The following is a 19035-nucleotide window of genomic DNA, read 5'->3' on the forward strand; positions in this document are numbered from 1 at the left end:
GGTGGGAATGTTTCGGACCCCGGTCCCCTTGTCTTCTGAGTACCGACCGAAGGGATTGACATGACTCAGCCACTCACGGGCCGCCGCGCGTTCGTCACCGGTGGATCGCGCGGAATTGGCGCGGGCATCGTGCGCAGGCTTGCCGCCGACGGCGCACGTGTTGTCTTCACGTTTTCAAGCTCAGCGAAACAGGCCGCCGATGTGGTGGCTGATGTGAAGGCAGCAGGTGGGTGGTCGCTGGCTATCAAGGCCGATGTCGCCGACCCCGATCAGCTTGCCGCCGCCGTCAACGAGGCGACGGAACACCTTGGGGGACTGGATATTCTGGTCAACAACGCCGGGATTGCCAGTTTCGGCGATGTCGAGACAGCCAGCCTGGAGGACTTCGACAAGATTGTCGCGGTGAATGTGCGCGCCGTCTTCGCCGCGATCAAGGCGGCCTCCCCGCATCTGCGGGATGGCGGCAGGATCGTCACCATCGGAAGCATCAACGGTGACCGCTCGCCCACGGCCAATGCGTCGCTGTACTCGATGTCGAAGGCCGCCGTCGCCGGCCTCACCCGGGGGCTGGCACGCGAGCTCGGGCCCCGCGGCATCACCATCAACAACGTTCAGCCGGGCCCGGTGGCCACCGATATGAACCCCGAGGACGGCGCGCTGGCCGAGATTCTGCGTCCCAACATCGCGGTCGGACGCTATGGCCACCCGCGCGATGTCGCGAGCCTGGTGAGCTACCTGGCGTCCGAGGAGGCGTGGTACATCACGGGAACCGCCATCAACATCGACGGGGGATTCACCGTCTAGCAGTAGGAGGGTCGCTAGGGTCAGATCCATGGCCACTAGCGACAGCCGGGAAATCGTCATCGAAGCGACCCCCGAACAGATCATGGACGTCATCGCCGATTTTGGGGTGCTGCCGAAATGGTCTTCGGCGCATCAGAGTTCGACGGTGTTGACGACGGGGGCGGACGGGCGTCCGCATGAGGTGAAGATGAAGGTGAAGACGGCGGGTATCACCGACGAACAAACCGTTGCCTACAGCTGGGGTCCCGACACCGTCAGTTGGACGCTGGTGAAGGCCAGCCAGCAGCGCCGTCAAGACGGCAAGTACACCTTCACGCCCAAGGGCGACAAGACGCACGTCAAGTTCGAGCTGACGGTCGATCCGCTGATCCCGCTGCCCGGATTTGTGCTGAAGCGGGCCATCAAGGGTGCCATGGAAACCGCGACGGACGGGCTGCGCAAGCAGGTTCTCGCCACCTATCGATAGGGCCTTCCCTCCACCGGGGCCGCACTAGTATCGTTATTTTCAATATCGAAACTAAAGGGGGACGGTCGGAGAGTGGATAGACGCCAGGGCGGACGCCCCCGCGACCCCGACAAGGACGACGCGGTCCGTGAGACGGTGCGCCAGATGCTGGCCACCGAGGGTTATCAGGGCACCACTATTCCGGCGGTAGCGCGCGCCGCCGGAATCGGTGCACCCACGATCTACCGGCGTTGGCCCACGCAGGCCGACATGGTGGAAAGCGCGATCGCCGACCGCCCCTGGCCCGCGGCGCTGGCCGAGCCTGCCGAATTTGAGGACCACCTGCCGGTTGTGGTGCGTTCCGTGGTCGAATACTTCGCCGATCCGGCCACCCGTGCGGCGATGCCGGGACTCCTCGTCGAGTACTACCGCGAACCCAGCCGGTATGCGGTTCTGGTGGAGCGCACCGAAACGCCTCTGCGCGAGACATTTCGGGCGGCACACACCGAGGCTGTCGCAGTCGGCCGGTGCGCGGGCCAGCCGGGGGCAGACGCACTCTTCGACACGATCGTGGGCATGGCCGTGTACCACGGCGTGCTGCGCGGCACCGCCGACGACGCGCTCATCGAACAGATTCTTGGCGTCGTGCGCGCCGCGAGTTTTGTGGACCAGCGAAAAGTGAGGGAACGATGAACCGGGAAGCCTTCTCCAGCCTGTTCGACCTCACCGGGCGTACCGCGATCGTCACCGGCGGCACCCGTGGGATCGGACGCGCACTCGCTGAGGGCTATGCCTGCGCGGGTGCCAATGTCGTTGTCGCAAGCCGGAAACCAGATGCCTGCGCCGAGACTGTCGAGCACCTGCGCGCGCTGGGTGGGCGGGCGCTGGGCGTATCGACACACACCGGTGACATCCAGTCCCTGGAACATTTGGTGCGAGCCACCGTCGAAGAGTTCGGCGGTATCGACATTGTGGTGAACAACGCCGCCAACGCCCTCACGGAACCGGTTGGCGCCTTCACCGTCGACGGCTGGGACAAGTCCTTCGGTGTGAACCTGCGCGGTCCGGTCTTCCTGGTGCAGGCCGCGCTGCCGCATCTGGTGGCGAGCCCACACGCCGCCGTGCTCAACGTGGTCTCAGTGGGCGCCTTCATGTTTGGGCAGGGTGTCTCCATGTACTCGGCGGCCAAGGCTGCCCTCGTCTCCTACACCCGTTCCGCAGCGGCCGAGCTCGCCGCGCGGGGCGTGCGTGTCAACGCACTGGCGCCCGGCGCGATCGACACCGACATGGTGCGCAAGACACCACCCGCGGAGGTGGAACGCATGGCGAACGCCAACCACCTCAAACGGCTCGGGCTCCCCGACGAAATGGTGGGCACCGCTCTGCTTTTGACATCCGATGCGGGTAGTTACATCACCGGTCAGACCATCATCGCCGACGGCGGGCTGGTGGCCCGATGATCCGTACCGAGCAGCGAGAGAACGGAATCCTGGTCGTCACCATCGATCGCCCGGAGCGCCGCAACGCGTTGGATCCGCAGACCGTGGCTGAGCTGCATTCGGTGATCGAGAAGGTCGATGGCAACCCAAAGATCCGTGTGGTGGTCCTCACCGCGGTCGGCGCATCCTTTTGTGCCGGTGCCGATCTGAAGTCGCTGCCCGCTGATTTCACCAATACCGGTGTCACCTCGACGGCCGCGCTGCTCGGTGCGGCCGATTCGGAGCTGGTCCGCACCCTTGCGGCCCAGGAACTCATGGCTTCGCTGTTTGAACGAATTCACCGGATGCGTCAGCCAGTCATCGCGGCCGTCAACGGGCACGCGGTTGGTGGCGGATTCGCGTTGGCCCTGGCCTGCGATATCCGGTTTGCCTGTCCGGAAGCATCTTTCGGTGCCGTGTTCATTCGTCACGGGGTGTCTAACTGCGATATGGGCACCAGCTATCACCTACCGCGGCTGGTGGGTGCGAGCCGCGCCGCTGAGCTGATGCTGACGGGACGGGTATTCGGTGCCGACGAGGCCCTGCGGATCGGCCTGATCTTCGACGTGGTGCCTGCCGAGAACCTGCTGTACGCCGCACTGGCTAAGGCCGAAGAGATCGCGGTGCACTCACCCTTGGCAGTGTGGATGACCAAGGAGACGATGTGGCAGACGGTCGACGCGCCGAGTCTGCGACACGCACTCGATCTGGAGAACAGGACGCAGGTGATGTGCACTGCCACAGGGGAATTGCGCCGGTCCTTCGACGCATTCCGGGAGGGGCACGCCTAGTCCTCGCTAGGAGGTCCGGCCAGGATGGCGGTCACCATGTCGACAAGCTGCGCGTTCATTTGCCCGTCGTCAAGGTAGGTGCCGCTCAAGGACATCAGACGATTGGTGTGTGGGATATCGCCGAGAACCACACAGGTCAGCGTCACCGCGTGGGTGACGCCGAAACGGATTGACGGTAGTGATGCGTTCGGACGTAGCCGCACGATGAGTTCCTGGAGACGCGCGGCCTGAGGCTGGAAACTCACACTCATCGGGATCAACGCGGGATGGCCGCTGATGAGCAGCTTCCCCAAGGTGGATAGCCATGCGGTTCCGCCTTCTTCACCGATCTCTGCCAGCGGGACGACGATCGCCTCGGCGATGGCGCGCAGTGTGCCGGCCTTTTCGGCGACATCCAACAACGCGAACCGGCGCCTCTCTAGCTGGTTCAGGTACTTGTCGAGCAGCGCCTCGATGAGACGCTCCTTAGATCCGAAGTGATAGTGCACCGAGGCGACGTTGGTGCCGGCCGCCGCCATGATCGCGCGGAGAGATACCGCGTCCACACCGCGCTCGGCGAATAATCGCTCGGCGGCACCGAGTAAGCGCTGATCGGTGGAATCGTGGTCAATACCAGTAGGTTCTGCTGCGGTGTTGGTCATTGCCCGGTGAACCGTGCCTCTCGTTTCTCGCGGAACGCGGCCAATCCCTCGCGCGCGTCGGCGGAGGTGATCACCTGCCGGGTAAGCCGAGCCTCGATGGCGCGGGCGTCTTCCTCGGCGATCCATCCGCTGCGCACCACGGCCTCCTTGGCGTTGCGTACGGCCAGCGGGCCGTTGCGGACCACGCGCTCGGCGAGGCCGCGCGCCTTGTCCAATGCGGTGCCTGCCGGTGCCACGTGCCCCACCAATCCGAATTGGTATGCCTCCTGGGCGGTGAGTGGATCGCCGGTGAGGATCATCTCCATGGCCTTGGTGTAGGGAATCTGGCGCTTAAGCCGGACCATGGACCCCGCACCGGGCACCAGTCCGCGTTGTACTTCCGGAAGACCGAAGGTTGCGTTCTCGTCGGCAACACGGATATCGGTCTGTTGCAACATCTCACAGCCGCCACCGAGGCATGCCCCGTTGACCGCCGCGATGAGTGGTTTGGTCAGGGTATGGGTGAGCAGCAGACCCTTGCCGATGGCGGCGGGGTCCAGCGGCAGCGCTGAGCCGTCGCGAACCATCCAGCCGTCACTGAGATCGCCCCCTACGCAGTAGGCGGCACCGGCGCCCGTCAGGATGGCCACCCGGATTCCGTCGTCTGCGTCGATCTCGTCCCAGGCCTGAGCGAACTGCCGGACCATAATGGTGGACAGTGCATTCCGCCGATGCGGACGGTTCATGGTCACGATGACGATGGGGCCGTCACGCTCGACGAGAAGTTCTGGCTCCGCGTTCACGGCCTCTCGCTTCCCACTACCCAGAGTGCGTGGAACTGCGATGCTCCGCCCATGGCGTGTCCTATCGCGCGTCTGGCGCCGTCGACCTGATGTTCCCCTGCCAGTCCGCGTACCTGCAATGCCGCCTCGGCGAACCGTAGGAGACCCGTCGCACCGGTGGGGTTGCCCGAGAGCACACCGCCTGACGGGTTGATCGGATGCCTGCCCTCGAACGCGGTGTGGCCCTCGTCCACGGCGCGCCAACCCGACCCTTCCGGGGCCAGCCCGATGTTCTCCATCCACATCGGCTCGTACCAGCTGTAGGGGATGTAGAGCTCGGAAACATCGACCTCGTTGGCGGGATCGGTGATTCCCGCCTCGCGATACGCCTCGGCAGCGCACTCCTGTCCGGCGCGTGGATTCACCTCATCGCGGCCTGCGAAATGACCTGTCTCGGTGCGCCATCCGGTGCCGTGAATCCAGGCCGGCGGTCGCGGGGCATGCGTGGCCAGCAACTCGGAAGAAATGACGACGGCACATGAGCCATCCGATGACGGGCAGGATTCCAGGAATCGGATCGGATCCCACAGCATCGGGGAATTGCGCACTTCCTCGACGGTGATATCGGGTTTGTGGATGTGCGCGTACGGGTTCCGGGTGGCGTTGAGGCGATGATTCACGGCGACCTGCCAGCCGATGTGCTCCGGCGCCTGCGAGCGGCGAATGTACTCGCGGATCACCGGTGCGAAATGCCCGCCCGCGCCCGCGCCCAGCTGGACGCTGAACGGCAGTGGCCGTGACAGTGCCCAGGTGAAATTTCCTTCTGACTCCTTGGAATACGCGACTACCAGTACTCTGCCGGCGAGTCCGGCCTGTACCAGGTGCGCGGCGTAGATGGCCGCGTGCCCGCCCACACTGCCGCCGGTGAACACCCGGGTGACCGGCAGGCCACGCGCGCCCATCGCGTCGGCGAGGTACAACTCGGGATTCATCACCCCGTCGAAAAGATCAGGGGTCTTGGCGAGCACGATCGCGTCGATATCCCCGAAGGTCAGCTCCGCATCGGCCAGTGCGCCGTCCACTGCCTCGCGGACCAGTGCCGCGATGCTGACATCACGCTTCTTGGCTTGCTTGCTTTGTCCGACACCGACTACCGCAACCCGGGTGCTCACGTACTCGCCTCCATCAGGCACACCAGGTTGTGCTGCAGTGCGGGCCCATTGGTGGCGTGGGCCAGTGCTCGGGTGGCCCGCCCCTGCAAGATGGTGCGGGCGGATTCACCGATGCGGATCAATCCGGTGGCGGTAGCGGGCGCACCCGCCAGCGGCCCTCCGGATGGATTGACGAGCGTGTTGTTGTCGATGCCAAAGGTCTTGGTGAGCAACGTTTCCGCGTAGCTGTATTCGGTGTGCAGCTCGGCGACCTCTACACTCGAGGCCGTAAAACCGGCCATGGCGGCTGCCTTCTCGGCGGCGATCCGGGCCGAATCGAGCACCGCGAGGTCCCGCGAGCCGGGATGGTGCGTATCCATCCGATGATCGATGGCCCGGGATCCACGCCGGTCGCCGGACCAGTCGCCGTGCCACGTCGCCGGTGGCCAGGATGAGCACCGCCGCGCCGTCCCCGACCGGTGCCGCATCGTGCGGGCGCAGCGGTGCGGCGATGTACGGCTCATCCAGCAGGGTTTCGACCCCTGGGGCACCGGCCTTGAGCGCAAAGGGATTTGATAGGGCGTCGGTCAGTGATTGGTTCACCACATCGGCCATCGCGCGCTCCGTGGTGATACCGGCTTCGATGACGGCGGCCGCCTGCAGCCCGGCGATCGCGTGCCGGTGCGGATGCAGGGGAGCCAGGTAATAGGGATCCAGCGAAGAGGGAAAGACCTGATCGAGGTCGGCGGGTAGCGCTCCCCGGCCGACGCCGTAGATCAACGCGATATCGCCGTGGCCCAATTGGAGCCATGCCCACGCCTCGTAACACGCCCACGCGGCGTCCATTTCGACGTGGGATTCCGATATCGGTGGCCAGGCGCCGACGGCGTCGAGGGATTCGATGTACGCGAAGGTGCGGCCCTCGAAGAAGTCATGGCTGCCCGAGGCGTAGAAGTCGATATCCTCGCGGCGCAGCTCCACCTGCTCAAGGGCTTCGCGAACCACGGGAAGAAGGATCTCGGCCATATCGTCGCGGAGATTAGCTGCAGTACAAGGTGATTGAGCAAAAGAGACGACGGCGACCTCACGCATGGGCGGCCTCGTTCGGTACCGGGCGGAAGTAGCGGATGCTCTGCATGGTGGCACCGAGATCCTCGTCGGATACCCAGACCGGCTCGACCGTCATACCGATGTGAACGCTGCTCGGCGCGGTGTCCCCGATCATGTGCATAAGCCTGGTATCGGCGCCGTGCAGCTGGATGTGTGCGACCGCGTACGGCGGGGTGAACACCTGCCCCGGAAAGGGAAAGCTGACGATGCAGAAGGTCTGGACCGTGCCGGTTCCCGCAAGTGGGTACGGTGCGCCCAGTTCGCTCAGGCATCGCGAACAGAATTGCGGCGCAGGACAGTACACGCGTTCACAGTTCGGGCATTGGCGCGCCAGCAGGCGGCGCTGCGTCAATCCGCGGAGGAAGACCGAACGGCCGATTCCGGCGACGTACGTGTAGTCCATGTGGAACGGACTGGCGATCGAGGTGACCGGTTCGGGCAATGTGGTCACGGCTGACCGATCGGTTCGAAGCAGACGATATCGGTGATGGCGCCGACGCGGTCGGTGCGCCAGCGTGGGGCGACCGGAAGGCCGGTCCTCATCACCGCGAGGTTTCCGCCCACATCGACAGCATGAAACATCGAGTTGGCGGTTCCGTTGATGCGGATGAGCGCCCACGCGAAACTCGTATCGATCTCATCGGCGGGCCGCGGAGATACCCAGGTCCATTGCAGCACAATGCCCTTCGGCTCAAGCTCTATCAACTCGCCGGTTGCGCTGGCATCCGTCGGATCGAACTCGAGCACCGGGCACAACACCTGGCCGTGGGCCGTCCGCACTCCGAACAGGCGCGCGTCGCGCAGACCGCCGAGGAAGGTGCCGATCTTGGGGCCGACGGTGCGTTCAAATCCGAACTCGATCGTGTACGGAGCGCGCAGGGACTCGGCGGATTGGTCGGTCACAGCCCTCCCGACAAGGTGTCTATCAGTTGATTCAATCGAGCGATAGGACCGTAACACGGCGGTGATCGAGGCCACAGACCTTCGTCGACACCGATGCGAGGGGGAGGCGGCGCTTATCGCGGAGGAGGTGGTTTCAACGCCCTTTCGAGCTGGGGTGTCAGTTGTTCAAGGGCATAGATCCGAGCCAGCGGGCCGCCGAGCCGAAGCGCGTTCACTACTGGGCTGTCCGCCGGGATGTAGACCGCGCGCCCCTCGGTGACGGCACGCAGATCGGCAAGGCCGCCCATGGACTTTGCCTGCTGCTCGGTGGCTCCCACCACGACCAGGAGGTCCTGATCGGCTTTTGCCTTCAGCTCGCTATCGGGCACCGGGCCGGAGTATCGCTGGCTCAGGAACCCCAGCCCGTCGAAAACCGCTCGGCGCGGATCGCGGAAACCCACCAGGAAGGTGTCCTGTCCGTCGGCGACCCAATCGACGACGGCGGTGCGGTTGACCCAATGCTGGTGCCCGGTGCGTATCTGGTTGTACCGAGTGCCAACCTCTTCGGATCGCATGCGTGCTTGATCGGACTTGCCGAGGGCTCGCCCGATGGTGAAGAGCTGTGTATACCAAGGGGTTTCGGCACGGTCCAGGCGGTCTTCGGAGACCACGGTTGGCGCGATCTGGGCGAGCCTGTCGTAGGTGGGCCTGTCGATATCGGCGCCGGTAGCCAGAATCACATCGGGCTTGGCGGCGGTGATGGCCTCGAAATTCAGCTCCGTGCCAGAGACGACGGCCGGATACGAGACCTCCGGAACCACCCAGGGGTACATCGGGTATTCCGGCAGTGTGGACCGGACGCCGACGGGTTTGGTGCCCAACGACTGCACGAGGTCTTGGTCATTCCATCCGAGTGTGACCACGCGGTTGGGTCGCGTCGCGAGGAACGCGCCGCCGTACCTATGCGGGATGCTGAGGGGGAAGCCGTCGGGAGACAGTGTCGGCGTGGTCGCAGGCGGCGGACTGTGATTGCGGGAACATCCCGTGAGCGCCAGCAGCATCAGGAGCGCGGCAATAATGCGCCACCCGGCTGTTGCCATGCCGAGCAAACTACCACCGGCCGGTGACGGCAAACGAATGTGACCCCCAATCGGCTCGGGGTGAATCGAACGGCCGACGGTTGGGTTGCACGTCCACCACCTGCGGGAACGCCACCAGGCGGGATGTCATTTGCTGGGCGTTGCCATTGACGCCTGGTCGGGCCCTTCATACGTTTGCGCCGTTCCCAGCTCGTGCTACGGGTCAGAGCAACAGTGCACTAGGAAGCCGATGATTAAGCATCTCACCCGCCGCGCGACGGTCGCCCTCGTCGTGGCAGCCGCGGCGATGTCGCCTGCCGCCTATCCGGCGGTGGCCGATACAGCGACGCCGCTCAACGGCCTATTCGCGTTGGCGCCGGGAAGTTGCGCGGAGGGTCGCGCCACGGGCTCCTATTTCCGCATGATCTTGCCCGCCGGTGATGCGTCCGGCCCATACCTCGCCAACGGCGATTCGACGTGCTCGGACAACACGGTCACTCTGCTGGCGCCGGGTACCGACGGTGGCCTGAAGTCGGGCGAGTATCAGCCGCAGCCTGGCAACGCATTCGATGGAAACGGAAATGCGGTGTCCGGCAGTATCACTCAGCCCGTCAAGTTCTACGGTGTGGGGTTTGCCACCGCGTCCAACCAGACCGATCCGCAGACGGGTCAGGGCACCGCGACTCCGCAGATCACGGTAAGTGGTAACAAGCTCGGCGGTGATCTCAGCGCCTTCGGAGTGACCTGGAACAACCAGGTGTTCAACCAGGGATCGCCGAAACCCGGTGGCGCATTTCCCGGTAAGACCACGCCGGTGACCGGCACCTACGACCGCAACACCGGGGCCTTTATCGTCGAGTGGACCAGCCAGATCGTGGGCGGTCCGTTCAACGACTTCACCGGGCTGTGGCACCTAGTCGGCAAGGTCGGGGGCGGGCCCGGTGGCGCAGCAGTGGCCGAACCGCCACCCCCTCCGCCGCCCGGTGCGCCACCAGCGGCGGATGCACCGCCCGCCGTGGCCGCGCCGGCGGCCCCCGGGCAGGTTGTTGTGCAGGCTGGGCAACAGCTGGCGGCACCGCCACCGCTGTCGGCCGGCCAACAGCTCATCGCGCTGCCCGTTGATGACAATCCCCGCACGATAACTCCGCCGTGGGTCATCGCACTGCTGGTGTTCGTGGCGATCGGCGGCGGAATCCTGTTCGTGGTGGGGGAGCGGATCTTCAGCCGTGGCCGCTGAGCGGTTGGCTGAGACAGCTCAGTCGGCCCTGCCCTCGTATGCCGATATCGTCGGTGAGGAAGCCGTCGTCGCCGAGGCCGGAACGGCCCCCAGGCCCCGGTGGCCGTTTGTCGCACTCATCGCCCTTGGTGTGCTGCTGTTCGTACTGCCGGTGGTCACCGGGATGTTCACACGTGCCGCGGGCGGTCAGCAGATGCTCACCGAGTTCCGCCCCTTCGTATCGTCGGAGATGCTTGCCAAATTCCGCGGTTACCTCGATACCATTGATGCCGCTCGTGCCGATGTGCAGGCGACCCGGCCGGTTGCGGGCGGACATTACGAGCGACTGGATGTCTTTGTCGCGCAGTATCCGTCGATTCGGCAGGATATGAACGGCCTACTCGACGCGGTCGGCGGTCAGGTGAACAACTACGGGCAGTTGCGCGCCGTGGGACCGTTCGACGTCTTGCCGTTTCTGCTGGCAGTGCCTGGGCTGATCCTGCTCGGTGCGGGTGTGTGGGGCCTTCGGCGAACCCGTGATGGCGAAAAAGCACTTGGAGCAAGGATTCTCGCGGTTCTCGCGGCGGCGGTGCTGATCGCGGTGCCGTTCGCGGACGGACTCTTTTCGCGTGCCCCGGCGGGTGCCCAGCTCATTGATGCGTTCACTCCGATCATGACCCACGAGCGAGTGGCTGCGGTGCAGCGCCATTTCGTGGTGCTGGTCGCCGCGGAGGGGGAATTGGACACACAGTTCCTGGGAGATCTGCGACAGCATGATCCAGCACGCGCGGTTCCGGGTATCGACGCCTTCGTTTCCCAATGGCAGCCGATGACAGCGGATTTCGCTTCGCTGATCGGAGTGATGGCCGACAACGTGGATAACTTCGGCAGGGTGGTGTCGCTCGATCGGATCACCGCCCCCCTCGGATTCCGATCATTCGACTATTTCGGGTGGTTTTTCCTCGTGCCCGGTGCACTGGCGGCCGCTGCCGCTATTGACGTGAAAGGAGCCGCACGGTGGCCCAGAAAACGATGACGCGCAGCACTCTCTGTGCGGCGCTGGCGGCGGCGGTGCTGGTGACGGCTCCGGCCTGTGGGTCCGAGAAGCCGGCCGAGTCCCCACTGACCGGGCTGCTGGCCTTGCAGCCCGGCACGATCGACGGCAACAAGCTCAGCGGCACCTGGTTCAAGATGGTGCAACCGGGCGGCAATCCCCAAGAGGGCCCCTTCATGCCGAATGCCAATTCTCCTGTGCCGCAGGGGGCCGCAACACTACTTGCGCCGGGCACGGATGGCGGGCTGGTTCTGGGCGACTACCAGGGCGAGCCCAATCCCGCGTTTGACGAGGCCACCGGCTACTCGCTGGCCTCCCGCGTAACCCAGCCGACGAAGTTCTTCAACATCGAATTCGGCATCTCCACCAACAAGATCGACCCGCAGACACAACGTGAGCTCTTGGCGCCGTCGGCCACGGTATCGGGCGACAAGATCTCGGCCGATGTGTCCGCATGGGCCGCCTCGTGGAACCGTCAGGAGTTCAATCAGGGCGCGCCGAAGCCGAAACCCAAAGAGCAGGCGCAAATTCCGGGAGAGGCACGTGCCAAGCAGGTGTGGGAGTTTGTCGCCGGGCGCTGGGTCGGCCGCGATTCCGTGGACGGCGAAAGCCCCAAGGCCACCGGTACATACGACAAGGACACCAAGAAGTTCACGCTCGATTGGACCAGTCTCATCGTGGGCGGCCCGTTCAACAGCTTCACGGGCGTCTGGCACCTCGAAGGCGTGGTGAAAGACCGATGACTACGACCCCCGCAGAAGAGACGGCTCCGCTTGCTTCCGCTCACCGGAGGCCTACGAAGGAACGCGTATTCGGTATCGCGGTAAGGACGTTCGCCGCGATTACCGTGATCGGCAGCGTTGCCGCCATTACCCAGCTGTCGTATTCGCCCGCGCGCGCACCCATCGTCGGGTACCAGATCGTGAACCGGGACGGATCGATTCCCGAAGGTGCTATCCCGATCCCGGTGCCGCCACCGGGGCCGCAGTTGATCGCGCCGTTACCGCGTCCTCAGGTGCCCTCGCATCCACCGGGTCAGGCCGCAGGACCATTTGGCGCACTGCCCTCGGTGACCGACCGTGGGCTTCCGATCTCCGTCGCCCAGCCTTGCCCCTTCGGCTGGCCGGCACCAGGCCCGGACGAGCAGGGCGGGTTGGCCTCGCTGATCGATGTGGCGCCGGCGGCCGGCGTGTTCTCCTCGGAGGCCTTCGCCCCGGCGACGGCCTATGAACCGATCCTGAAGATGATGGGACCGGTACTGGCCCGCATCTCTCCGCTGCTGTCCCGCCATCCGTGGGCGATCGACCAGTTCGTCACCCGATTCCAGACCGTCATGGTGCGCGTCCTCGAAGCGATCCTGCCGTACTACGGGCCGTACCGGAACGATGTCCTCAAGGCCGAGGGTGACCTCGCGAAGGCGTTGACCCCCTTCCTGGAAAGCCTGTACAACACGCCCACGGCGCAATGCCTCGTCGCGTGGGAGGCGCAGCGTATTCGGGACGCGCGGGGAGGCCGTCCACCGGCCCTGCGGCTGCACGATCTCGGCAAGGTGATCGACCTGTATCGCTCGACGCACTGGCGTGAGGGCGATGACGATCCGCCACCCGCTCCGCTGCCTGCCTACGAGTTCACGCCACCGCCTGCGCCACCGCCGGCGTCGGACGCTCCGGCGGCACCGAGCACGTCGCGACCGGTGATCCCCAACTTCCCGACCCCGACACCGGCTCCGGCACCCGCGCAAACCTCGTCACCGGCCATCTCCTCGTCGCTCTAGCCACACTTCCCAACCAACGGGTTGACTGGTTAGGGTGACCCCCATGGCTGACACTGGCGTCAAGACAGGGCCCCTTGCGGGCGTAAAGGTGATCGAGCTCGGTGGCATCGGCCCCGGGCCGCACGCGGCGATGATGTTGTCCGACTTGGGTGCAGACGTCATTCGGGTCCGTCGCCCCGGCGGGCTCGCGATTCCCGCCGAGGAGACCGATCTCTTCCATCGCGGCAAGCGCCTGGTCAACCTGGACGTCAAGAAGGACCCCGAAGCGCTGCTGGCGCTCGTCGACAAGGCCGATGTACTGCTGGACCCGTTCCGGCCCGGCGTGTGCGAGCGCATCGGAATCGGCCCCGAGGAGTGTGCCAAGCGCAACCCACGGCTGATCTTCGCCCGGATGACCGGCTGGGGCCAGCACGGCCCGATGGCGGAGCGCGCGGGGCACGACATCAACTACCTGTCGCTGACCGGCGCCCTGGGCTCGATGGGCTACAAGGACCGCCCGCCGATGCCGCCGATGAACTTGGTCGCCGACTTCGGTGGTGGCTCAATGCTTTTGGTGCAAGGCATCCTGGCCGCGCTGTATGAGCGTGAGAAGTCGGGCACGGGGCAGGTCATCGATGGCGCAATGGTCGACGGTGTCAGCCAGCTGGCTCAGATGCAATGGACGATGTACAACAACGGTCTGCTGTTCGACGAGCGTGAGTCGGGTCTGCTCGACGGCGGGGCGCCGTTCTACGGCACCTATGAGACCTCTGACGGCAAGTACATGGCGGTGGGATCGATCGAGCCGCAGTTTTTCGCGATCCTGGTACAGGGCCTGGGACTGGATCCCGAGAGCGTTCCGTTCCAGCTGGACAAGGCGCGCTACCCCGAGATGCGCAAGATGTTCGACGACGCGTTCAAGACCAAGACCCGCGACGAGTGGACAGAGATCTTCATCGGTACCGACGCGTGTGTGTCACCGGTTCTCACCTGGGGCGAGGCCAAGCAAAACGGGCATTTGCGTGATCGCGCCACCATCGTCGACGTCAACGGAGTGACACAGGCCGCGCCGGCCCCGCGCTTCTCGCGGACGCCCAGCGGGCCCATCGAGGCGCCGCCGAAGGACACCACGGAGCTCTCCGATATCGGCTGGTGATTTAGCCGAGATTGCTAGTACTAGGTACTGGTAGTCTCGCTCCAAAGCAATGACGCTATGAGGAGGCTCGATGACCAGTGCCCGACATGCCGCCGAATCCCGGTTGGCCGACGTCACCTATGCGGGACCGGAGTGGATGGGCAAGGCCAATTGGCATTCGGTGGCCGAGACGTACCTGTTCAAGGCGGTGGGTAAGCCGGGTCTCTACGCGCTGACTCGGCTGATGCTGGCCGTCAACCGTCGGTTCCCCGATGCCCTGCTGAATCGGCGGTATGACGGGCTCGAACGTGTCATGGGCTGGGTGCCGGGAGTGTCCGGAACCCGCACCGAGCGTGTTCAGCTGCCGAATTGCGAGGCCGAATGGACCTGGAACGCCAAGAACGAGCCGGGTCCAGACGCCCCGGTGGTCATCTACTTCCACGGGTCGGCATTCATCGCGTTGGGAATCAACAGCCACCGGCCGTTGGTGAGCCATATCGCGCGTGATTCCGGTGCACGGGCGCTGAGCGTGGGCTACCGGTTGTGCCCGCGCAACCTGGTCGAAGATGCCGTCGCCGACGGTGTCGATGCGTACCGCTATGTGCTGAGTCAGGGTGTCGATCCGGACAACATCGTGCTCGCGGGAGATTCGGCCGGAGGATTCCTGGCAGCCATGACCGCTATCGCGGTGCGGGATGAGGGCTTGCGGCCGCCCGCGGGGTGTGTGCTGATCTCGGCGGCCACCAACAACGACATGGAGCCGAAATACGCTGCCGCCAAACGCATCGGCGATGCGATGTTCCCCGTGAACTTCCTGAAGATGATCAACGACGTGTTCGTGCTGCGCAACGGCGTGCGCGTGCCGGGAGCGTGCCCGGCCGACTCCGACCTGACCGGACTGGGCCCGTTCCTGCTGCAGGTGGGCTCGCAGGAGGCGCTGCGACCAGACTCCGAACTGTTGGCGGAACGGCTTGTCGCGGCAGGGGTTCCAGTACGGCTGCAGATCTTCGACCGCGCGATTCACGTGTTTCAGGTGTTCGCGGCGACGAACCCGGACGCCCGGCGTGCGGTGGGAGAGATCACCGAGTTCATCAAGATCCTGCCCGGCCTGGCCAGGGCGCGTCAGCGCCCGGGCCCCGTCGCGACGGGCCTAACCTCCTAGTCGGGCCAGGCGGGATATCGCCTCGTCGATCACCGCGTCGCGTTTGGCGAAGGTGAACCGCACCAGGTGATTCCACTGATCGGCCGTGGCGGTAGTGGGATCGCAGAAGGCGCTTACCGGAACCGCGGCCACGCCCACGGTTTCTGGCAGGCGCCGACAGAGCTCGGCGCTGTCGCTGAATCCCAGTGGCCGCGGATCCGCGCAGACGAAGTACCCGCCCTCACTGCTGTGCACTTCGAACCCCAGGTCGGTGAGTGCCTCGGAGAGGCGATCGCGCCTGCGCTGCAATGACTCCCGCAGGTTCTTTACCCAGACCTGTTCGGTGTCCAGGGCCACCGCCACCGCGGGCTGAAACGGCGCACCGCCGACATAGGTCAGGAATTGCTTGGCGGCGCGTACACCCGTGACCAATTCCGCTGAGCCACAAGCCCAGCCGATCTTCCAGCCGGTGCAGTTGAACGTCTTGGCGGCGCTGGAGATCGTGACCGTGCGATCGGCCATCCCGGGCAGGCTGGCCATCGGGGTCTGCGTGCGCCCATCGAAGAGCAGTCGCTCATAGACCTCATCGGAAATGACCAGCAGATCGTGCTCGACCGCGAGCTCGGCGACCCGTGCCAGCTCGGCGTCGGTGAATACCTTGCCGGTCGGGTTGTGCGGGGAATTGATGACCAGAGCCGCGGTCCGGGGTGTGATGGCGGCGGCGAGCGCCTGGGTATCCAGCGCGAAGCCCGCACCGTCGGGGACAAGCGGCACCGGGACGCGGACGGCGCCTGCCATGGCCACCACGGCCGCATATGAGTCGTAGTACGGCTCGATCAGAATGACTTCGGAGCCGGGTTCGACGAGGCCCAGGAGCGCACCCGCGATCGCCTCGGTGGCGCCGACGGTCACCAGAACCTGTGTCTCCGGGTCGAGCTCCTCGCCGTAGCGGGCGAGCCGATCGGCGGCGATGGCCCGGCGCAGTTCGGGTGTGCCGAGCCCGGGCGGATACTGGTTGAGGCCGGAACGGATGGCCTGCTGCGCCGCATCGAGCATGGACGCGGGGCCGTCTTCATCGGGGAATCCCTGGCCCAGATTGATCGCGTCGTGGCGGACGGCGAGGGCCGACATTTCGGCGAAGATCGTTGCGCCGAAAGGGCGCAACCGGTTGACGGTCTTCCCCGGCTTCATGCCGGGCAGCCTACCGCTGGACTTAGCAGCTGGGCGGTTCGAAGGACAGGTCGGTGTCCGGGATGGGACAAAAGTAGTGACTGAGGCCGGGATTGTCCCGGTTACGGCTGTCCACGAAGACCTCCACGTCCCGGTCCGCGCGGTACACCCGGTAGTACGTGGTGGTGTCCTCGAGGAAGAAGTTCGCGATCGTGGTCACCAGTTCGGCACCGGTGCCAGCGGCGCGGGCCTGGCGCATGCAGGTCAGATAATTCGGGGGGATCTCGTGTGATGGCGGCAGCATGCGCAGCCTGCCGCAGTTCTGCAGCGGTGGCCGTTGCTCGAACGCGATGTCGGGGTTGAGCGGTTCCGGCTCGGCCTGTGCCAGCGGCGGGGATCCTGCCGCGATGGCAGTCAGGATGACCGACGCGGTGCAGAGTCTTTTGAGCATCGCTCCAGACTTGCCGCCTTCGGGTCGACCGCGGAAGATTTCGGGGAAATCTCGTCGAAAAGCACCGCAAAGCGCACCTTGGACTGGGGTCTGACCCCAGGAGGGCTATCGATCGCGCGGGTCTGCCAGGGATGCGCAGCTGGGGTCGGGTGGGTAGTTGAGCGGAACGGCCCAGCAGAAGAAGTGACTCCAGCCGGTGTTGCCGAAGCGGTCCGTACTGGAGTCCACGAAGACCTCAACCCGCTGATCCGGGGAGAACACCCGGTAGTAGGTGGTGATGGGATCACCCTCGATGGTGGGCTGGACGACCGTCAGTTCGCCGCCGAGGCCCGAGGCCCTGCCGTTGTTCATGCAATCGCGCTGGGCGGCGGGTAGCTCCTCGTGGAAATGCTTATGCGTCCCGCAGTTCGGGAGAGCGGCCCGCTGTGTGAATGAGATGGGCGGGGGCGCCGGCCTGCGGTGGCCCGGACCGTCGGTGGTCCAGTTCCAGGCCCACCACACGGCGAATACCGTCAGGGTTGCAATAGCCCCGATGAGCACGCGTCTTAGCGGTCGAGACCGAGTCCACAGCACACTTCGAGCGTACCGGCACCATATTCCCAACCAACGGGTTGGGAGGGCTGCTTACCACGGGGACGCCACCCTGGTCTAACGTAGGGCTGTCTCGGCGAAACTGACCCGGAGTCAACCCGGATTCACAGGCCGCGGCGCTTGCACCACATGCCCCATACGCACCCCCTATAAGGACGTATACCCATGACTGAAGCATTCATCTACGAGGCCATCCGCACGCCTCGCGGTAAGCAGCGCGGCGGCGCCCTCAACGAGGTCAAGCCGCTGAACCTGGTGGTTGGCCTGATCGACGAGATCCGCCGCCGCTTCCCCGACCTGGACGAGAACCTGATCAGCGACGTCGTGCTCGGCGTCGTGGCACCCGTTGGCGACCAGGGCGGCGACATCGCCCGCACCGCGGTGCTGGCGGCCGGCCTGCCCGACACCGTCGGTGGCGTGCAGCTCAACCGCTTCTGTGCCTCCGGCCTGGAAGCCGTCAATGTCGCGGCCCAGAAGGTCCGTTCCGGTTGGGACGACCTGGTGCTCGCCGGTGGTGTGGAGTCCATGTCGCGCGTCCCGATGGGCAGCGATGGCGGCGCCTGGGCCTCGGACCCGGCCACCAACTACGACGTGTCCTTCGTGCCGCAGGGCATCGGTGCCGACCTGATCGCCACCATCGAGGGCTTCACCCGTGACGATGTCGACGCCTACGCCGCCCGCTCGCAGGATCGTGCCGCAGCTGCGTGGTCCGGCGGTTACTTCGCCAAGTCCGTGGTGCCGGTGAAGGACCAGAACGGTCTGCTCATCCTGGACCACGACGAGCACATGCGTCCCGGCACCACCGCCGCGGACCTGGGCAAGCTGAAGCCGGCCTTCGAGGGCCTGGCAGCTCTGGGCGGGTTCGACGACGTGGCGCGCATCAAGTACACCTACGTCGAGAAGATCAACCACGTGCACACCGGTGGCAACAGCTCGGGCATCGTCGACGGCGCCGCTCTGGTGCTGGTGGGCTCCGAAGAAGCCGGTAAGTCGCAGGGTCTGACCCCGCGTGCCCGGGTCGTGGCGACCGCCACCACCGGTAGTGAGCCGCTCATCATGCTGACCGGCCCCACGCCGGCCACCCAGAAGGTGCTCGACCGCGCCGGACTGACCGTGGACGACATCGATCTGTTCGAGCTCAACGAGGCCTTCGCCTCGGTGGTCCTGAAGTTCCAGAAGGACCTGAACATCCCGGACGAGAAGCTCAACGTCAACGGCGGCGCCATCGCCATGGGCCACCCGCTGGGTGCCACCGGCGCCATGATCACCGGAACCATGGTCGACGAGCTGGAGCGCCGCGGCCTCCGTCGCGCCCTCATCACCCTGTGCGTCGGCGGCGGCATGGGTGTGGCCACCATCATCGAGCGAGTGTAGGGAGAACC

The 19035-nt window shown here is 65.5% G+C and carries 21 protein-coding genes and 1 pseudogene; 12 read left to right on the plus strand and 10 right to left on the minus strand.

Translation table 11 applies throughout. From position 1 onward, the window contains the following. Positions 1-60 precede the first annotated feature (60 nt). From B4394_RS24240 to B4394_RS24260, 5 genes are all read left to right on the plus strand, one after another. On the plus strand, positions 61-804 hold the full coding sequence (locus tag B4394_RS24240; RefSeq protein WP_078312917.1) for a 3-oxoacyl-ACP reductase family protein: 744 nt from the start codon (positions 61-63) through the stop codon (positions 802-804). A gap of 28 nt (positions 805-832) precedes the next feature. Further along, the gene (locus tag B4394_RS24245; protein WP_078312916.1) at positions 833-1270 is read left to right on the plus strand and encodes an SRPBCC family protein; all 438 of its coding nucleotides are present in this window, start codon (positions 833-835) and stop codon (positions 1268-1270) included. A gap of 72 nt (positions 1271-1342) precedes the next feature. Next, positions 1343-1942 carry a TetR/AcrR family transcriptional regulator gene (locus B4394_RS24250; protein WP_078316499.1) on the plus strand — a complete coding sequence of 200 codons (600 nt, stop codon included), beginning with the start codon at positions 1343-1345 and terminating at the stop codon, positions 1940-1942. Then, on the plus strand, positions 1939-2709 hold the full coding sequence (locus B4394_RS24255) for an SDR family NAD(P)-dependent oxidoreductase (RefSeq protein WP_078316500.1): 771 nt from the start codon (positions 1939-1941) through the stop codon (positions 2707-2709). The genes B4394_RS24250 and B4394_RS24255 overlap by 4 nt, the downstream gene beginning before the upstream one ends. Next, complete coding sequence (locus B4394_RS24260; protein ID WP_078312913.1) at positions 2706-3518, plus strand: enoyl-CoA hydratase/isomerase family protein; 813 nt, start codon at positions 2706-2708, stop codon at positions 3516-3518. Before B4394_RS24255 ends, B4394_RS24260 begins: the two co-directional genes overlap by 4 nt. Here B4394_RS24260 and B4394_RS24265 read toward each other — a convergent pair. The 7 genes and pseudogenes from B4394_RS24265 to B4394_RS24295 form a co-directional block, all read right to left on the minus strand. Continuing rightward, a complete protein-coding gene (locus B4394_RS24265) occupies positions 3515-4159 on the minus strand; it encodes a TetR/AcrR family transcriptional regulator (RefSeq protein WP_078312912.1) in 645 nt (214 codons plus the stop codon). The two genes, B4394_RS24260 and B4394_RS24265, sit on opposite strands and share 4 nt — an antisense overlap. Further along, entirely contained in the window at positions 4156-4941 is a 786-nt protein-coding gene (locus tag B4394_RS24270; protein WP_078312911.1) for an enoyl-CoA hydratase-related protein, read from the minus strand. The genes B4394_RS24265 and B4394_RS24270 overlap by 4 nt, the downstream gene beginning before the upstream one ends. Next, positions 4938-6092, minus strand: coding sequence for a thiolase family protein (locus B4394_RS24275; protein ID WP_078312910.1), 1155 nt, complete (start codon positions 6090-6092; stop codon positions 4938-4940). Before B4394_RS24275 ends, B4394_RS24270 begins: the two co-directional genes overlap by 4 nt. Further along, a pseudogene (locus tag B4394_RS24280) lies at positions 6089-7163 on the minus strand (thiolase family protein). The gene B4394_RS24275 and the pseudogene B4394_RS24280 overlap by 4 nt, the downstream one beginning before the upstream one ends. After that, entirely contained in the window at positions 7156-7632 is a 477-nt protein-coding gene (locus B4394_RS24285; RefSeq protein ID WP_078316501.1) for a Zn-ribbon domain-containing OB-fold protein, read from the minus strand. Before B4394_RS24285 ends, B4394_RS24280 begins: the two are co-directional and overlap by 8 nt. Continuing rightward, a complete protein-coding gene (locus B4394_RS24290; RefSeq protein WP_078312907.1) occupies positions 7629-8084 on the minus strand; it encodes a DNA-binding protein in 456 nt (151 codons plus the stop codon). Before B4394_RS24290 ends, B4394_RS24285 begins: the two co-directional genes overlap by 4 nt. 113 nt (positions 8085-8197) lie before the next feature. Then, the gene (locus B4394_RS24295) at positions 8198-9163 is read right to left on the minus strand and encodes an ABC transporter substrate-binding protein (protein WP_078316502.1); all 966 of its coding nucleotides are present in this window, start codon (positions 9161-9163) and stop codon (positions 8198-8200) included. 229 nt (positions 9164-9392) lie between these two features. On the opposite strand from B4394_RS24295, the gene B4394_RS24300 reads away from it, so the two are divergent. The 6 genes from B4394_RS24300 to B4394_RS24325 all read left to right on the plus strand — a co-directional run bounded on the left by B4394_RS24300 (position 9393) and on the right by B4394_RS24325 (position 15462). Next, positions 9393-10379, plus strand: coding sequence for a hypothetical protein (locus tag B4394_RS24300; protein WP_078312905.1), 987 nt, complete (start codon positions 9393-9395; stop codon positions 10377-10379). Between the two features lie 163 nt (positions 10380-10542). Then, a complete protein-coding gene (locus B4394_RS24305; protein ID WP_286142457.1) occupies positions 10543-11394 on the plus strand; it encodes a hypothetical protein in 852 nt (283 codons plus the stop codon). After that, the gene (locus B4394_RS24310; protein ID WP_078312904.1) at positions 11391-12155 is read left to right on the plus strand and encodes a hypothetical protein; all 765 of its coding nucleotides are present in this window, start codon (positions 11391-11393) and stop codon (positions 12153-12155) included. The genes B4394_RS24305 and B4394_RS24310 overlap by 4 nt, the downstream gene beginning before the upstream one ends. Next, a complete protein-coding gene (locus tag B4394_RS24315) occupies positions 12152-13186 on the plus strand; it encodes a hypothetical protein (protein ID WP_078312903.1) in 1035 nt (344 codons plus the stop codon). Before B4394_RS24310 ends, B4394_RS24315 begins: the two co-directional genes overlap by 4 nt. Positions 13187-13229: 43 nt before the next feature. Further along, positions 13230-14321, plus strand: a complete 1092-nt coding sequence (locus tag B4394_RS24320) for a CaiB/BaiF CoA transferase family protein (protein WP_078316503.1) — start codon at positions 13230-13232, stop codon at positions 14319-14321. 70 nt (positions 14322-14391) lie between these two features. Then, positions 14392-15462: an alpha/beta hydrolase gene (locus B4394_RS24325; RefSeq protein WP_078312901.1), complete on the plus strand. Its 1071-nt coding sequence runs from the start codon at positions 14392-14394 to the stop codon at positions 15460-15462. On the opposite strand, the gene B4394_RS24330 is transcribed toward B4394_RS24325, so the two are convergent. From B4394_RS24330 to B4394_RS24340, 3 genes are all read right to left on the minus strand, one after another. After that, positions 15451-16632 carry a pyridoxal phosphate-dependent aminotransferase gene (locus B4394_RS24330; RefSeq protein ID WP_078316504.1) on the minus strand — a complete coding sequence of 394 codons (1182 nt, stop codon included), beginning with the start codon at positions 16630-16632 and terminating at the stop codon, positions 15451-15453. The genes B4394_RS24325 and B4394_RS24330 overlap by 12 nt on opposite strands. A 22-nt stretch (positions 16633-16654) precedes the next feature. Further along, on the minus strand, positions 16655-17062 hold the full coding sequence (locus B4394_RS24335) for a hypothetical protein (RefSeq protein WP_139360435.1): 408 nt from the start codon (positions 17060-17062) through the stop codon (positions 16655-16657). Between the two features lie 105 nt (positions 17063-17167). Next, the gene (locus tag B4394_RS24340) at positions 17168-17602 is read right to left on the minus strand and encodes a hypothetical protein (RefSeq protein ID WP_078312899.1); all 435 of its coding nucleotides are present in this window, start codon (positions 17600-17602) and stop codon (positions 17168-17170) included. 216 nt (positions 17603-17818) lie between these two features. Here B4394_RS24340 and B4394_RS24345 point away from each other — a divergent pair, with 216 nt between their 5' ends. Next, on the plus strand, positions 17819-19027 hold the full coding sequence (locus B4394_RS24345; RefSeq protein ID WP_070936623.1) for an acetyl-CoA C-acetyltransferase: 1209 nt from the start codon (positions 17819-17821) through the stop codon (positions 19025-19027). The last annotated feature ends 8 nt before the right edge of the window (positions 19028-19035 follow it).

It is taken from the genome of Mycobacterium sp. D16Q16, assembly GCF_002013745.1.
In the GTDB taxonomy this organism is placed as follows: Bacteria; Actinomycetota; Actinomycetes; order Mycobacteriales; family Mycobacteriaceae; genus Mycobacterium.

Coding starts and splice junctions, on each gene's coding strand:
- B4394_RS24245 (WP_078312916.1), top strand. CDS start 833: ATGGCCACTAGCGACAGCCGGGAAATCGTCATCGAAGCGACCCCCGAA.
- B4394_RS24325 (WP_078312901.1), top strand. CDS start 14,392: ATGACCAGTGCCCGACATGCCGCCGAATCCCGGTTGGCCGACGTCACC.
- B4394_RS24345 (WP_070936623.1), top strand. CDS start 17,819: ATGACTGAAGCATTCATCTACGAGGCCATCCGCACGCCTCGCGGTAAG.
- B4394_RS24305 (WP_286142457.1), top strand. CDS start 10,543: ATGTTCACACGTGCCGCGGGCGGTCAGCAGATGCTCACCGAGTTCCGC.
- B4394_RS24240 (WP_078312917.1), top strand. CDS start 61: ATGACTCAGCCACTCACGGGCCGCCGCGCGTTCGTCACCGGTGGATCG.
- B4394_RS24335 (WP_139360435.1), bottom strand. CDS start 17,062: ATGCTCAAAAGACTCTGCACCGCGTCGGTCATCCTGACTGCCATCGCG.
- B4394_RS24330 (WP_078316504.1), bottom strand. CDS start 16,632: ATGAAGCCGGGGAAGACCGTCAACCGGTTGCGCCCTTTCGGCGCAACG.
- B4394_RS24300 (WP_078312905.1), top strand. CDS start 9,393: ATGATTAAGCATCTCACCCGCCGCGCGACGGTCGCCCTCGTCGTGGCA.
- B4394_RS24310 (WP_078312904.1), top strand. CDS start 11,391: ATGACGCGCAGCACTCTCTGTGCGGCGCTGGCGGCGGCGGTGCTGGTG.
- B4394_RS24295 (WP_078316502.1), bottom strand. CDS start 9,163: ATGGCAACAGCCGGGTGGCGCATTATTGCCGCGCTCCTGATGCTGCTG.
- B4394_RS24315 (WP_078312903.1), top strand. CDS start 12,152: ATGACTACGACCCCCGCAGAAGAGACGGCTCCGCTTGCTTCCGCTCAC.
- B4394_RS24260 (WP_078312913.1), top strand. CDS start 2,706: ATGATCCGTACCGAGCAGCGAGAGAACGGAATCCTGGTCGTCACCATC.
- B4394_RS24265 (WP_078312912.1), bottom strand. CDS start 4,159: ATGACCAACACCGCAGCAGAACCTACTGGTATTGACCACGATTCCACC.
- B4394_RS24255 (WP_078316500.1), top strand. CDS start 1,939: ATGAACCGGGAAGCCTTCTCCAGCCTGTTCGACCTCACCGGGCGTACC.
- B4394_RS24320 (WP_078316503.1), top strand. CDS start 13,230: ATGGCTGACACTGGCGTCAAGACAGGGCCCCTTGCGGGCGTAAAGGTG.